Here is a 14,550-nt window from a genome sequence, read left to right as displayed (position 1 = left end):
TAATACATATTTACTAAGCCATTGTTTAATCTTTGTTTTACTCTGTCATTAGAAGTGATTAGTTATATCAATGTAGTTGTGAAGTGGATGTTGTAACATCAAGCTTCCCTGCAGGAAGCTTGATGTATTTGCGGTTATTTAAAAGTAAATTGCTGATTATCTCCGTTGTAACAAGACCACTGCACTAACGGTGTTCCATTCGTGGTGGCTTTACCTTCGGCATCGATACATTTATTACTCTTTCGAGCGATTAGCTCATACCTGCCATTGTCTTTAGGGTTTATCTTCCAATGTTGGTTTTGGTTGTTTGGCATACAGCTCCATTGTTGCACCTTCGCTCCATCGGCGGTTGACCCATTGTCTAAATCAACGCACTTATCGCTTCGTTGAGATTGAATGAGGTACCACCCATCGATGACAGGAACAAACTTAAAACGTTGATTTAGGTTGGACGTATTACAATCCCATTGTTGATAACCGGTGCCGTTAGCGGTGTTGCCACCGGTTAAGTCGAAACAGCGTCCACTGTGGGCGAGTTCTAGGTTGGTCCAATCGCTTGGAATGGCACTACCGTTTTGGTTTTCGCTAACCACCACCCGTTGGTTGAGTATGTCATGTGCCTCGCGCCAGGTTTGGCCTTCAGGTATTAACATGGCTCTAAACTCGTAGTCGCCACTGGGGATATCGCTAGGTACCTCAAAACCAAACCACGTGTTTTTATTGCTTGCCGAGTAAACCACTTTTTGTTGTTTTGCCACGGATGCCCAGGTGGTACGACTGACCAAGTGCAGTTCTAAGTTTTGTTGGGCGTTTGCCGAGTAATTAACACCGACAGATAGTTGCTGCCCAGCATTGATGGTTGCCGGAACAGTTATGCTGCTTAAGCTGTTATCTGCGGTGGCTTGTTGGCTGGTTTTTACCAGATAAACATCATAAGGCGCTAACTCAAAATCTTGAGCTAACATATTGCCAGTCACTAAGTCTTTTACTTTATTAGGAAGCTCTAAACGCAGTTTACGCTTGTCTTTACTCACGTTAATGATGGACAGGGTCGTATCGCCGTTGTTGTCAGTTGCTTGGCGAACAAACACTCCATAAGCCGCTTGGTTTTGCATATCGGTTATTTGGAAATCTACCACTCGCTGCTTAGCTAAAGCGTTAACGTTGCTAGCGAGTTCGTCTGCCATGTCATATACGCTACTAAAGGTAATATCGGCATAAGAGGGCATTTGTGGTTGATTGCGTTGTTTGCCGTGTTGGTTCTTAACAAAGGACGCTTGACGATCAACCAGTATCTTTTCAGCGGCGTTATCTTGCAGTGCTTTATATTCCCAATAACTTAGATACGGTGTGGGCGGAATAATGATCACGTTGTTTGCGCCTACGTTGCTTAACTCTGACGCGGTAGTGAACCCTACATCTACATTCAACATTTTAAGTGCTTCGTACACTTTGGTGAGTTTGCCAATGTAGCTGCCGTCTTGAATGGCTGAATCTTCAGAATAGAAAATACGGAATGTTGTGTCGTAATCTACCAGTTGGTTGAAACTGTCGGTATGAGCGTTTAGCTCTTTCATGGTACGACCGTAGGCATCCATCACGAGAGGTTGGGTGGTTGGTTCTGACACAAATATTGAGTTTACGCTGCTTGGATCACCGTCGTCTTTGCGGCCCCATACCCAAGCGGTATTCATTTTCATACCGTGGGTGTGGGCTAACCAAAGGCTTGCGCGTACGTAGTTGGGTTCCATGTCAAAGTGTTGCCATTCGGCCGATAAGCCATGCCACTCAGAATCATAGAATGGTTTGTTAGGGGCGATGCTGCGGTAAAAGTCTAAGCCTCGAGATTGCTCTACCCATTCAATGCTGTAGCGCTCTCTAAATTCAAATTCTTTGTTTTTAAAGTTCACTAAATCTTTTGGACCCATACTAAAATCTGAACCCATTACATCTTGCAGCTTGGCCAGTGCTTCAATGTCGATGCCATGGTCTCGCCATTCTGAACTCATGATCCAGCCCAGTATTTTAATGGTGACTTTGGCTTGAGGATCGTGCTGTTGAACGTTGCGTTTTAAGAAACTGAACCACTCGGTAACACGCGCCATGTTAAATTTGCACCAATCGTACCAAATGGGGCCACCTTGTAGGGATTTAGCAATTGGCAACACTAAGCCGTTTTTAGCTTGCGTAAAATTGGCATATTGAGTGCCATAGCTTTGGTTTAAATCGCTAATGCTACTGTATTTTTGTAGTAGCCAATCTTGGTACTTTTGTTTGGTGGTGGCAGATACCCCGTTGCCGGCTAACCAACCGCCCTCGCGGGTAGAAAAGTGTGGTTCGTTAGCTAATAAGTGAATTCTTGTGCCTTGACCAGCTTGATCTTTGGTGCCAGGAATATAGTGCTGCATGAGTTGTTGATACCAACTGCGAATGCTGCTGTTGTCTATATCGAAGGGCACAAAGTATCGGCCAGTTTCAAAGGCTTCTGGCGCGGCATTTTTTTGCCAAGTGCTGGCGTTATAACCCAAGAAGAATACTTTGGGATCCATGTACTTACTGTTTTGTTTTTGCAGTTCTTCTACTGCACCGCTAACCGACCAACTGTGTAAGCCACCGCTTTCTTTTAGTTCTGCTACTGGGTAGTAATCGCCGCCAATACGACCAAAGGCATCAATGTAATTGTCTTCGCTGGGTAACCAATTAAAGCTACTAGGATAAACGGCTTGGTCATTAATAGTGAACTTGTCACCTTTGAGAACAACTGGCCCAGAGCTAAAGTCGAAAGGTGTTTGTAATACCAAGCTGCCATTCATTTGGGCTTGCAGCTCTTCTACGGCACGCTCAGCGACGGTAATACTGTCTTTTAATTCTTCAAAGGGAATGTTTTGTGCGTAGTTGTTAGGAATGAATTCATTCCACCAAATAGCGTCAATTTTAGCTTGAATAACTTGCGGGTTTTGCCGATCAAATTCGGCGTATCTAAGAAATAGATCAATGACCACTTTAGATACATTGGCATAGTCGGTGTTAAGGCCTTGTTGCTCGGCTTGATTGATGGTTTGAATAAGTTGAGTGCGCGCGGTTTGTGCTTGCGACTTAAGCTGCTGATAGCTGGTGTCGTTGGTCGCATCGCCCCATTGCCAGGCATTGGCGGCAGGCACACTAAGGCTTAGCGCTAACAAACTGCTAGTACTTAGTTTTACTAAGCGTGAGTGACATGTGGTAAAGCTAAACGTTTTCATTGGTTTAGTTATCCTTTTTAATCGCTCCTTAGCGCTAACTCGAAAACAACATCGTAGAACTAAGGCTATTGTATTTGGGTGCTTAAAAAAACGCCGCACAGGGATGCGGCGTTTTGCTTACGGTCTTGGTGCTAGGGCCAAGAAATAGCTAAGGTATTAGCGTTGTGGAGGGGCGGAGAAGTCCCAAACCACCATGCTGGCTACCGTTAGCTCACCGTTATGTTTGAAATCAACATTTACGGTGTTGTTGGTAGAGAGGTACTCTACCGGTACAGGAATTTCTAAGGTGGCAAAGTAACGGTCTGCTGAGTATTTAGCAGGTCCGCGCCAATCGATAGGCGTACTCACTTCGTTACCATTCACTACGAGTGAATTAATGGTAAGTAGACCACCTTCAAGATCATCTTGGTCTGGGAACAAGGCGACGGTTAAACGTAACATTGCTTCAGCTGCGCCGCTTGGAACAGCAAGGCCGTTCACTTTTACGGTTTTAGCTCCACCTTCAACGCTAATGCGATGTGGTACTGAACCACCGCTAACACTTTCTCCAAAGTATTTGTGTTCAACCACTTTTTGGTTAACGTTAACGTTGGCGCTTAGGCTGTAACGCAATACAACTGTTCCATCACCTGCCAGCGTTAAACTAGAAGGAAGCTGCTGTTTATGGCGGCGCTCTAGTTTAGTGTGCTCTACACCGTCGAAGTACATTTGACGTAATTCAACATTGCTTACGTTTAGGCCAGTTAAGCCCGCTACGTTTAGGTTTACGCTAGTGTCGTAATCTTCAAGATTGTTGATGATGACAAACAGCTCTTTGCCGTCTACGTAGGCATTGACTTGAACATCTGGATCGCTAGAGCGCGCGTCAACACGTGTACCATCTACATCAGCCCATAGCTCAAAGAACTTGATGTAAGAAGACCACTGCCAATCACCGTTATTCAGCTCTGACTCCATCATCATTGAGTAATGGTAAGGCGCGGTACAGTTAACGCTTGCGTCGTAACCACAGCCACCAGGCTTGTATCCCCATAAAGGTTTAGCTGGGGTAAACGGCATAGACTTAATAACGTAGTCTGGGCGTTGTAAGAACTGCATTAACATGCCGTTAAACGCTTTAAGGTTGGCTATGTCGTAACGTTCTTCGTGTGGCAATTGGTCCCAAGCGCCATTTACTGCGCCGTATTCAGACATTACGATCGGTTTACGGTTTTCTAGTCCACCTAGGTTCACGTCGTACCATTCCATCATGTCTAGCATGGCTTGTACGTGTCCACCACGGCGAACGGTAGGTGCGCGACCGCCGGCTGTTTCACTTGGCCAGTCGTAAATATGCACTGCGTAGAAGTCCATATCGGCACCTGATTCTTCCATAAAGCCACGCCACATAACATCCCACTGGTACCAGTCTTGTTCACGGGTATCATCAACGGTAGTTTGCATCTTGCTGGTGAATAACTCACAGGCTTCTTCGTCTACCCATGCACATAGGTAGTCGTCGGCGTAGCGAGAGATACCATCACGACGGTAGAAGTCATGCTGACCCCAAGTCATGCCGCCAATCATTGGTGCTTCGTCACCCAGTGCTTGCTTAATCTCTTGAGCAACCAGTTTGTGATAACGCCATAGATCTTCTTGGTTAGTGACCATGAACTGACCGGTTTTCATTAACATGTCAGGTTCGTTGATCACTTCCCAAAACTTAGGCATTGGTTCGCCTACGTTTCCATTTTGCGAGTTAGCATAGTAATTCGCTAAGTAATGACCCATCCATTTGGCTGAGGTTTCAATGGTTTTCGGCTGCCAACCAGTGGTAGTAATGCCATTGTCGTACCAGCTAAGGGTAGGGTAAGTAGGGTGCGGGTTAGTACCAGCAATTAATTCGGTGCTAGTTGGTGAGAAGCGTTTATAAAACTCATTATTTGCGTAGTCGTTACGCAGTACTTCACCACGATTAACCATCCAATCTAAATCTGGCGTATTGGCCTCGTTTGGATTTTGGGCGGTTTCGTTAAAGCGCCATGTAGCAGTACCGTTGTCTCGACCTAAGGTTACACCAAGAGTATTTACGATGTAATTTAGGCGGTCACTGTGGCCGTTCCAATCATTCTCGTAAATAGCACTGTGCATGGTGATATGGCGATTACGGCCAAAGTCAGATACCCCGTTTACTTCGTGCATGATGTTGGCGTTTACACTAACCGATACAGTGTGGCTATTGTTTAACTGAGAAGTCGAACAACCTTCGGCATTGGCGAACTCATCGGCTGGTGTATTTGGACAAATATCTACACTATTGGCAACACCATCTTCATCGGCATCGCTTCCTGAAACAGGGCAACCTTGTGGATTAACGTTTTGGCCAAATGGGGTGTTAGGACACTGATCAATGGTATTCGGAATTCCATCAAAGTCGTCATCGTCACCGCCGGTGCTAATACAACCTATGTCGTCAACAAAAGAACCCGGAGGCGTGTTTGGACATTGATCGATGCGATCATTAATGCCATCTTCGTCGCTGTCTTTTTGCGATGGCGTACAGCCAGTTGCGTCTGCTGTTTCATCACTTGGACTGCTAGGGCATAAGTCATCTACATCTGGCACACCATCGTTATCACCATCTGCTGCGAGGTCAATATTACCCACGCGACTAAAGCTGATGCTGTCGATGTTAAACTGGAAATCTGCTGATCCTGCACCATAAACTCGAATAGTATTTACGCCACTAAAGACGTTAAATTTACCATTACCAGGTTGGGTGTAAAATGCATCCCAGTCTCCGCCAACGCTATTAACTGTTGTTACGTTTTTAACCGCCAACTGGCCATTGTGGTCGGTGACCATTAAACCTACGGCTGTATCACTGAGCGTACCGGTAGCGACTCGGTAGCTGGCGTCGTATAAGCCGCCGGTTTCTAGCTCAATGTAAAACTCTAAGTAGTCGCCAGAGTTAAAGTAATTGACTGCTTTACCGTTATCCAAGTCGTAGATTTGAACTTCGCCGCCCACTGCTTGGTAGTTTTCGGCTTCTAAGGTAAAGCTACCACTTACTGGTACTGGGTCACTGCCGTTACCCGGTGGAATAACCACGGGAGGATCAACAGGGTCGGTTGGATCAGTAGGGTCGGTTGGATCAGTAGGGTCTGTTGGATCAGTAGGGTCCGTTGGATCGGTAGGGTCCGTTGGATCGGTAGGGTCCGTTGGATCGGTAATATCAGCTTCTCGTAATAGAGCAAAGCTGCTTAGGTTCCACTGCCAATCATTACTGCCTGAGGCATTTAAACGTAATTGTACTGAACCACTAGGAATAGATAACAGGTAGCTAGGTTTTAGAGATTGGTAGTTATCCCAGCCACCAGCTGCTACCGAAGATTTACCTACTGATGCCCACCCATTGCCGGTGTTTAGCAGTACTTCAATTTCTACGCCGCTATCAATTGCGGTAGCAATCAAGTACTCAATACTGTAATCACCTGACTCTGCAATGTTTAGGTTGTAATCAACGTAGTCGCCTTTGTTGATGTAGTTAATCGCGCTTACACCATTGCTGGTGTAGGTGCTAACAGGCGAGGGTTGACCATCGGCAAAGGTGCCACCACTAGACGCAAAGCTACTCGCTTGGGTAATAATCGCCTCTGGGGGTAATACCACCGGAGGTTCTGGATCAACCGGTTGGTCAGCAACTTTTTGCAGGGTAAAGTAGTCTAAATTCCACTGCCAATCGTTAGTGCCAGAGGCTGATATTCTGATATCGACCTGGCCACTGGGCAGCTCTAGCGTGTGGTTAGAGTCTAGCGCTTGATAATTGTCCCAACCTGACGCAGGTACTGTGGTTCTTCCTTGAGAAACCCAAGCACCGCCGTCTTTTACTAGCACTTCAATTTCCGCACCGTCTGCTATACCAGTGCCAATAAAGTATTCAATGCTGTAAGACCCTGCTTCGGCAATGTCTACTTGATAATCTAAGTAGTCACCTTTGTTTACAAAGTTGATTGCGGTTGCGCCATTTACCGTATAAGTACTTACCGCAGCAATTTGGCCATCATCGAAGGTTCCGCCAATCATAACGAAATCTTCGGCCTCTACTCGTATTGCTTCGCCAGTCGCCGCTGAACATACACCTATGCTCAGAATTGAACTGACGGCAAAGTAGAGTGGAGCCATTTTCTTTGCCTTAATAGTCATAAAACTTCCTATGTTTATATCCTAGTTATCTATTCGCGTTTGCTACTTCTCTATTTTTTAAACGCATATGCTTTTTTGGTACACCAATATTGGTTACCAAAATTGATTGTTTACTTGCTTAAGCACTAGGGGAGTTACTTACCAATTACGTTAGTCACCAGCAGCAACACTTAAGCCAAGGGCTTAAGTAATATGATTATTTCAAATAAATTATTTAACACTGGTAACCACTCCCTTGGTTAAGCGATTCTAGAATTACCAACCTCCTTATTGGCTTATTAGTGTCCCTAAATAACTACACAGGTTGACCAATAATTGTATCAATAAGAAATTAGTAACATTATTGGTAACCCAATATTTAGATCTTCATCACAATTGGTTGATCAATATTTATTTCGGGTGGGTGAATAATTAGCTGTTTTACAAAAATGTGCAGAAGCTCAAAGCGGAGTGCATGGTGGTGAAACGAGAGATTACTAAGTAAATCTAATGTACCTTCTGGTCGGAGTTGTATGAGCTTTAACTTGTTGTTTTGTAATACCTTAATGGTTTAGTAACTATAGTTTCAGCCTTGTCACTGAATACTGTGTGGTGGAATAACGAGCAGCTATTGGTTGATTATTCGACTGCTCTAAAGCAGGGACTACTTTATTAAGTTAATGAATAATATGCGTATTTTTGCATACTAAAAGTTAAGGAATAGACAATAATTAGCAACAGAGTAGACACTGGCTAAGTTCCGAGTAACTGTGTTGTTGTTAATGTTTGACGATGAGCTATTCAAAACTGTCGACTTAGGGGGAAGGGGGCGGTTATTAAGGGTTATTGGTGTTTCCAAATCTTCATATTAAAAATGAAGAACCCATTGGCTAATTGAGTTTATGATTTAGCAACGTCCTTGTTCAACTTCTACGTAGATACAAATATTGAATGTGGTTAACCGGAGGAGGTGAAAACCGATAATAACATCATGTATTTTGTTGAAACGGCTTTATCCTTTACAGGCTTAGCTGTTAGTGCGAGTAAAACGGATTTTTTCAGCCCTTACCAAGGCGTCGTGGAAGCCCTTAGTGGTAAATGTAGCGTTGTTAAAACTCACCGTACTTAAGCGATTAAACGATCCATTCACTACTGCTTTGTCTTTATTGTTTGTTGGAATCAATGAACAATGTTCGTTGTTTTGCTTTAGGGTAAATTCAACGGTTTTACCTTGTACCTGATGGCTCTGCTGTGTACCAGCACATTTACCACGCAAGGTACTAGAGAAAGTAATCCCGCCATCGTAAAAACTAAATTCGGCTACGTAACCTAAATCTTTACTTACGATCATGGCATTATTGTTGTCGCCAACCTGCCATTGTATAGCATTGTTAAGCGTGTCGGCATTGGCGGTGAATCCAATTAAAGCGGCAAGTATAGCTAAGTAGGTTTTCATATTAATCACGCTCACAGTTAAAAATTTTGCCAGTTTGAGTATCTTGTAAACACTCGTATTCAATACCATCTTGGTAGATTTCAATCTCTACAATGTTAGCTGTGGCTGCGCTATTGTAAAACACTGCACCAAGTACAGAGGCAATAAGAATTTTGCTAAGGTTGTTCATGGTCTGTTTTCACTGTTGTTGTTTGTATGTGTCTATTATCTGCGCCTTATTAATATTAGTTAAATAAGCACCTTTCAGGCTAACTTATAGCTGCAATTTGTTTGCTGATGAAGGATGTCGAAAATCTTCAATAAACCTTTAGGGCTTCCCGTTAGTCTTTCTGTAACTAAAAAGGAGAAGACTATGAAAACTCGACTGAACTATTTTGCTAATGCGCCGAAGGGTATGGAGATCCTCATGCAACAAGAGGACTATTTACGAGGCCAATTTCTTGAATCTGACAGCGTAAACTTAGCCATGTGGGAGCTGGTTAAATTGCGTATATCCCAAATTAATCAATGTGCGTTTTGTATTGATATGCATAGTAAAGATGCCTTAAAAGCGGGAGAAACCGAGCAACGAATTATTGGTTTAAGCGCCTGGCAGGATTTGCCTTGGTACAAGGATAATGAACGCATGGCACTAGAGTGGGCAGAAGCCATTAGTGCCGGGCATCCGATAAGCGATGCGCTTTATAAACAAGCTTTAAATCAATTTGGCGAAAAAGCTTTGGTTGATTTGACCATTGCTACTAATGCGATCAATAGTTGGAATAGAATCGCGAAAGCATTTACATCAAAGGTAGGCAGTTATACACCCAGCTAAGCAAATATTGAACGAGGTTGACCAGCGTTTTAGGTTTTCTTTATTTCGACCCAAGGGGCGTTTGGCCGATACCATTCAAGCCTTGTGGTCGGCTTCGCTTGATGGCCAAAGTGCTGGCTCAATGACACGCTGGTTGCAGGCCGACGGCTGCAGCGGTGTGCTGTTCAATTTAGGGCCGCCGCTGCGTTTAGATGGCAAACAATATGAAGCTGGAATGATTATTTTGCCGGTTAGCAAAGTGGCGCGTTCAATCACCTTACCTGCCAAGGCACAGCTTGCAGGATTTAGGTTTTTACCCGGAGTGAGTACAGGGTTCTTTGGTACTCTGCCAAGAAACACCAATGATAGTATCGATCCGCAACGCAATCACCAACTCCAGTTACTCTGCCAACAATTGCAAGAACTTAGGGGGCAGCAGTCTCGAATTATTGTGATGTACAAGTGGCTACAGCACAGTTTGAGTGCAGTTGATTCTCCACCGCAAAGTTTTACTCAAGCCATTAACTTTATGCAATATGCAAAAGACATTGGCTTGCTGAGCAACAAAGTGGCGTTAAGCCAGCGTCAACTTGAGCGGCATTTTCAACATTTGATGGGCATGACCCCAAAGCAGTGGCAACGTACCTTAAGAGTGAAAATGACTCTTAAGGCCCTAAAGAACCAGCCTACTGTAGATTTAGCAGAGTTGGCACTAAGTCAGGGCTTTTCTGATCAAGCCCACATGACACGAGAGTGTAAAAGCATCGCCAAAATCACCCCTAAGCAATATTTAATACTGGTGTTAAGTGCCTAGTCGCAACTGGCGATGACCCATGCCAGGTTAACTAACTACTTGTTATTGTGAAGGCTCTAAAATGCCACGTTCTTCAAAAACCTGTTTCGCGACTAACATGCCGTTAATTGCTGCCGGAAATCCTGCATATACCGCCATTTGTAAAATCACTTCGGTAATTTCTTTTGGGCTACAGCCTACATTAAGCGCGCCATGAATATGCACTGCAAGTTGTGGTGCGCAGTTTCCCATTGCCGTGAGGGCAGATACGGTAGCGATTTCTCGCGATTTTAAATCTAAGACTGGGCGACTGTAGATGTCGCCAAAGGGAAATTCAATGGTGAATTTAGCGAGCTCTGGGCAAATAGTAGCAAGACTATTTATAACTTTATGGCCTGCTTCACCGTCTATTTCATTAAGCTTGTCTAATCCGCGTTGGTATCGGTTACTTTCCATGATCTTTTCCTCTGATGTAATGACCCAAAGTTTGCGACTCAAGGTGTAGCCTAAACCTTGGAGCTAACTCCAAGTCAAGCAGCAACTTACAAGCTTAAGCGAGGTTTAATAAAATCAATGAACGCAGTGATGCGTCGCGCTACTTTAGATGAACGGTAATACACCGCGTTAATTTGTCGCTGGTTAGTTTCTTCTACCTGCAGGGCTGGGAATAAACTCACTAAGGTTCCTTGCTCGATGTCGTGTTTCACCATAAATCCCGACAAACAGGCAATGCCATTGCCGCTTAAAGCTAATTGGCGAATGGTTTCGCCACTGCTGGCAGTTATAGCTGGGCTCATTGTTTTAAACCCTTTTAATGGCCAATGGTTTAGCACCTTTGCCCCGCTAAAGCCGATCAGCTCATGTTCGTTTAGTTGTGCAACCTGCAGCGGCACCCCTCGCTGTTCCAGGTAAGCGGGCGCGGCGACAATATACAAGTTACTCACGCCGATGGGGCGAGCATGCAGTGTGGAGTCTGCTAATGTACCAATGCGGATGGCTAAATCTGTTTTCTTTTCCAGCAGATCCACAAAACCGTCGTTAGTATTTAGCTCTAGTTCTATATTGGGGTAGGCGCGTTTAAACTCACCAATTAGTGGCACTAATTGGTGTATCACAAATGGGCTGGCGGCATCAACACGCAGCCTGCCTTGAGGCAACTCACCCTTACTAATAATGTCTTCTTCAGCTTGTTGAATTTGGCTCAAGCCTATACGTACCGCTTCTATAAATTGGCGGCCTTCGTCGGTTTGTACCACCCGTCTGGTGGTTCGATTAAGAATAGTAATGCCTAGCTGCTTCTCTATTTTGCTAACCGCTCGAGATACCTTAGCCACTTGAATGTCTAAGGCGTCTGCAGCAGCCGAGAAGCCACCGCTGTCTACCACCGCTAGCAGTATTTCGAGTTCATCAGATCGGTTTTTAAGGGTAAACATAGCCACACTCTAACAATAAGGTTGCTTAATATTAGCGACTTCTAGATCAGTTTACCTAGCGGATTAACAATAATTTCTACAAAAGTATTTTGTTCTAAGTGCCATTTTTGACAATAGTTCTTTGGATAATAATGCTCGCCATCACTTGTTGCGCAGTGCAACAACCTAATCGATGACGAGAGATTACTGTTATGCCATTAGCTCTATTCGCGCTTACCTTAAGCGCATTTGCCATAGGAACCACCGAGTTTGTTATTGTTGGGCTAATCCCCACCATGGCGCAAGACTTAGCGGTTTCGCTTCCTTCTGCCGGCTTACTGGTAAGCCTATATGCCTTGGGTGTAGCTATAGGCGCTCCGGTACTTACCGCCTTAACCGGTAAGTGGAATAGAAAACACGTATTACTGGCGGTAATGAGTTTGTTTGTAGCTGGCAACTTACTCGCGTGGCAAGCGCCTAGCTATGAAACCTTAGTGGGGGCGCGTATTCTCACTGGTTTGGCGCATGGTGTATTCTTTTCTATTGGGTCCACCATTGCTACGGGTTTGGTGGCTAAAGATAAAGCCGCCAGTGCTATTGCGATTATGTTCACTGGCTTAACGGTGGCTTTGGTTACTGGTGTGCCTTTGGGCACTTATATAGGCCAACATTTTGGTTGGGAAACAACCTTTTTAGTGGTGGCCATCTTGGGCCTTATCGCTTTAATCGGCAGTGCGTTATTAGTGCCTAATAACCTAAAACAGCCGCCAGCGACCAAATTAAAAGACCAATTAAGTGTACTTACCCAGCCGCGTTTACTGTTGGTTTATGCGATTACCGCTATTGGCTACGGTGGTTCGTTTACCGCGTTTACTTTTTTAGCGTCTATTTTGCAGGACATCAGTGGTTTTGACGCCAGTGCAATTAGTTTAATTATGTTGGTTTATGGCGTATCGGTAGCGTTTGGCAATATTTGGGGCGGAAAGATGGCCGACAAAATGGGGCCCATTAAAGCTTTAAGCTGGATATTTCTAGGTTTAGCTACAGTGCTTATGGTGTTCAATTTTACTGCGGTTAATCCTATAGCGGCGGTAGCGACCATTTTAGTCTGGGGAGCATTTGCCTTTGGCAACGTACCGGGTTTGCAAGTTTATGTGGTAAAGCTTGCCGAGCAACATACACCAAACGCGGTAGATGTAGCCTCTGGTTTAAACATTGCGGCTTTTAACGTTGGTATCGCCTTAGGTGCGTGGGGCGGTGGGATGATTGTTGCTAAGGTTGGTGTTATGCATACACCTTGGGCTGGCTCGCTAATTGTACTGGGCGCATTGCTTCTCACAAGAATCAGTAGCGCTTTAGATAAACGGCAGCAACAAGCTGGCAATCCAGAGCTTTGTGAAGCCGCATAATTGTTAAACTTAGCCAGTAAGGATAGGGAGCCATTGGGCTCCCTTTTTTACTCTCTGACCATCTTAATAGGTCATAGCTATAAGCTGCCCTTATAGCTGCTCGTTTAAGCTATTTATGCCTCGGGCTTACTATGCGCCTGCAGGGAAGTAACCAATTGCATAACGCTAAGGACAATAAATCCAAAACAAGGGCAGAAAATGAAAATAAGATTATTAGGTATGTTGTTGGCTAGCATGTTTGTCACAGCCTGTGAAACGTCTAGCAGTAATGAGCCACTGCAAAGTACGGTAAGTGACACTATTCCCGTGGACTTAGCTAATGCCAGCCAAGAGAGCTTGGTAATTGAAGAAATCTACACCACCACTGTTCTTCCAGATGAAGAAGTAAAAGTGGTATCGCGGGTAACCTCCACCATGCTAGATAAACATTTTCAAGCAGGTGATTACGTACAAACTGGGCAACTTCTGTTTAGTTTAGACCCTTTAGAATTTGAAATTAACTTAGCCAGCTTACAAGCTAATTTGGTTAACTTGCGTGCAAAATACAACTCCGCTTTAAACAGTTTGCAGCGCGCCCAAAAACTGGGTGACGCAATTTCTAAGCAAGAGCTTGAAGACATTGAAACGCAATTCTTAGTCAATCAAGCCAGCCTTAAGGCTATTGAAAAGCAAGTCGACGACGCACAATTGCTGCTTAGTAGAACCGAAATAAAAGCCACTCGTGCTGGTCGAATTAGTCAAGCTGAACTCAGCCCTGGCGACACCGTGAGTGTGGGTTACCAACTGGCATCAATTGTTGATGACCGTGATTTTAAAGTAACTGTTAGCATTGATGAAAAAACCGTGCTTAAAGCAGTTCAACAATACCGTAATGGGACTTCGCAGTTTGAAGTGCTGGCGAGATTCTTAGACGGCAGTGAGTACCCAATAGGGGGAGATCTTGATTACATCGACAACAAAATAAACCCGGCTACAGGTGCATTAGCTGTTGGTTTTAAATTTCATAACGACGACAGTGTATTTGTGGGTCAATTTGTAGAAGTTGTTTTACGGGAACACAAAAACACCGTGGTGATCCCTAGTCGAGCCTTGGTGCAAACCCAAAGTGGCCCTGCAGTATTTAAAGTGGTTCGTGGTAAAGCCCAGTTGCAAGCCATTGAGCTGGGTGACCAGCTAGGAAATCAAACCGAGGTATTACAAGGTTTAGACGATGGCACGGTGGTGGTCTCTAGAGGCCAGCAGAAACTAACAGATGGTAGTCTTGTAAGACAGCGAGGTTAA

At 44.5% G+C, this 14,550-nt stretch carries 10 protein-coding genes; 4 read left to right on the top strand and 6 right to left on the bottom strand.

Going from position 1 to position 14,550, the window contains the following annotated elements; translation table 11 throughout:
• Positions 1-134: 134 nt before the first annotated feature.
• The 4 genes from Q4592_RS17370 to Q4592_RS17355 form a co-directional block, all read right to left on the bottom strand.
• A complete protein-coding gene (locus Q4592_RS17370) occupies positions 135-3,242 on the bottom strand; it encodes an RICIN domain-containing protein (RefSeq protein ID WP_303515508.1) in 3,108 nt (1,035 codons plus the stop codon).
• 156 nt (positions 3,243-3,398) lie between these two features.
• Entirely contained in the window at positions 3,399-7,427 is a 4,029-nt protein-coding gene (locus tag Q4592_RS17365) for a carbohydrate-binding protein (protein ID WP_303515506.1), read from the bottom strand.
• A gap of 1,006 nt (positions 7,428-8,433) precedes the next feature.
• Positions 8,434-8,862: a hypothetical protein gene (locus tag Q4592_RS17360; protein ID WP_303515503.1), complete on the bottom strand. Its 429-nt coding sequence runs from the start codon at positions 8,860-8,862 to the stop codon at positions 8,434-8,436.
• Between the two features lies 1 nt (position 8,863).
• Positions 8,864-9,031 carry a hypothetical protein gene (locus Q4592_RS17355; RefSeq protein ID WP_154675884.1) on the bottom strand — a complete coding sequence of 56 codons (168 nt, stop codon included), beginning with the start codon at positions 9,029-9,031 and terminating at the stop codon, positions 8,864-8,866.
• Between the two features lie 183 nt (positions 9,032-9,214).
• Here Q4592_RS17355 and Q4592_RS17350 point away from each other — a divergent pair, with 183 nt between their 5' ends.
• Both Q4592_RS17350 and Q4592_RS17345 read left to right on the top strand, forming a co-directional pair.
• Entirely contained in the window at positions 9,215-9,676 is a 462-nt protein-coding gene (locus tag Q4592_RS17350; RefSeq protein WP_303515500.1) for a carboxymuconolactone decarboxylase family protein, read from the top strand.
• Positions 9,677-9,683: 7 nt separating this feature from the next.
• Positions 9,684-10,469: a helix-turn-helix domain-containing protein gene (locus Q4592_RS17345; RefSeq protein WP_303515497.1), complete on the top strand. Its 786-nt coding sequence runs from the start codon at positions 9,684-9,686 to the stop codon at positions 10,467-10,469.
• A 42-nt stretch (positions 10,470-10,511) separates the two neighbouring features.
• Here Q4592_RS17345 and Q4592_RS17340 read toward each other — a convergent pair whose 3' ends face one another.
• Together Q4592_RS17340 and Q4592_RS17335 are read right to left on the bottom strand one after the other, a co-directional pair.
• Positions 10,512-10,904, bottom strand: a complete 393-nt coding sequence (locus tag Q4592_RS17340; RefSeq protein WP_303515496.1) for a carboxymuconolactone decarboxylase family protein — start codon at positions 10,902-10,904, stop codon at positions 10,512-10,514.
• 86 nt (positions 10,905-10,990) lie between these two features.
• Positions 10,991-11,881 (bottom strand): LysR family transcriptional regulator, encoded by an 891-nt coding sequence (locus tag Q4592_RS17335; RefSeq protein ID WP_303515494.1) that lies wholly within the window; start codon positions 11,879-11,881, stop codon positions 10,991-10,993.
• Between the two features lie 191 nt (positions 11,882-12,072).
• Between Q4592_RS17335 and Q4592_RS17330 the strand changes: the two genes are divergently transcribed.
• Positions 12,073-13,269 (top strand): MFS transporter, encoded by a 1,197-nt coding sequence (locus Q4592_RS17330; protein ID WP_303515491.1) that lies wholly within the window; start codon positions 12,073-12,075, stop codon positions 13,267-13,269.
• 198 nt (positions 13,270-13,467) lie between these two features.
• Positions 13,468-14,550 carry an efflux RND transporter periplasmic adaptor subunit gene (locus Q4592_RS17325; protein ID WP_303515488.1) on the top strand — a complete coding sequence of 361 codons (1,083 nt, stop codon included), beginning with the start codon at positions 13,468-13,470 and terminating at the stop codon, positions 14,548-14,550.

Origin of the sequence: Agarivorans sp. 1_MG-2023 (assembly GCF_030548385.1) — a bacterium.
Classification (GTDB): Bacteria; Pseudomonadota; Gammaproteobacteria; order Enterobacterales; family Celerinatantimonadaceae; genus Agarivorans.
This window is presented reverse-complemented; position numbering and strand designations above follow the sequence as displayed.

Coding starts and splice junctions, on each gene's coding strand:
- Q4592_RS17370 (WP_303515508.1), bottom strand. CDS start 3,242: ATGAAAACGTTTAGCTTTACCACATGTCACTCACGCTTAGTAAAACTA.
- Q4592_RS17365 (WP_303515506.1), bottom strand. CDS start 7,427: ATGACTATTAAGGCAAAGAAAATGGCTCCACTCTACTTTGCCGTCAGT.
- Q4592_RS17360 (WP_303515503.1), bottom strand. CDS start 8,862: ATGAAAACCTACTTAGCTATACTTGCCGCTTTAATTGGATTCACCGCC.
- Q4592_RS17355 (WP_154675884.1), bottom strand. CDS start 9,031: ATGAACAACCTTAGCAAAATTCTTATTGCCTCTGTACTTGGTGCAGTG.
- Q4592_RS17350 (WP_303515500.1), top strand. CDS start 9,215: ATGAAAACTCGACTGAACTATTTTGCTAATGCGCCGAAGGGTATGGAG.
- Q4592_RS17340 (WP_303515496.1), bottom strand. CDS start 10,904: ATGGAAAGTAACCGATACCAACGCGGATTAGACAAGCTTAATGAAATA.
- Q4592_RS17335 (WP_303515494.1), bottom strand. CDS start 11,881: ATGTTTACCCTTAAAAACCGATCTGATGAACTCGAAATACTGCTAGCG.
- Q4592_RS17330 (WP_303515491.1), top strand. CDS start 12,073: ATGCCATTAGCTCTATTCGCGCTTACCTTAAGCGCATTTGCCATAGGA.
- Q4592_RS17325 (WP_303515488.1), top strand. CDS start 13,468: ATGAAAATAAGATTATTAGGTATGTTGTTGGCTAGCATGTTTGTCACA.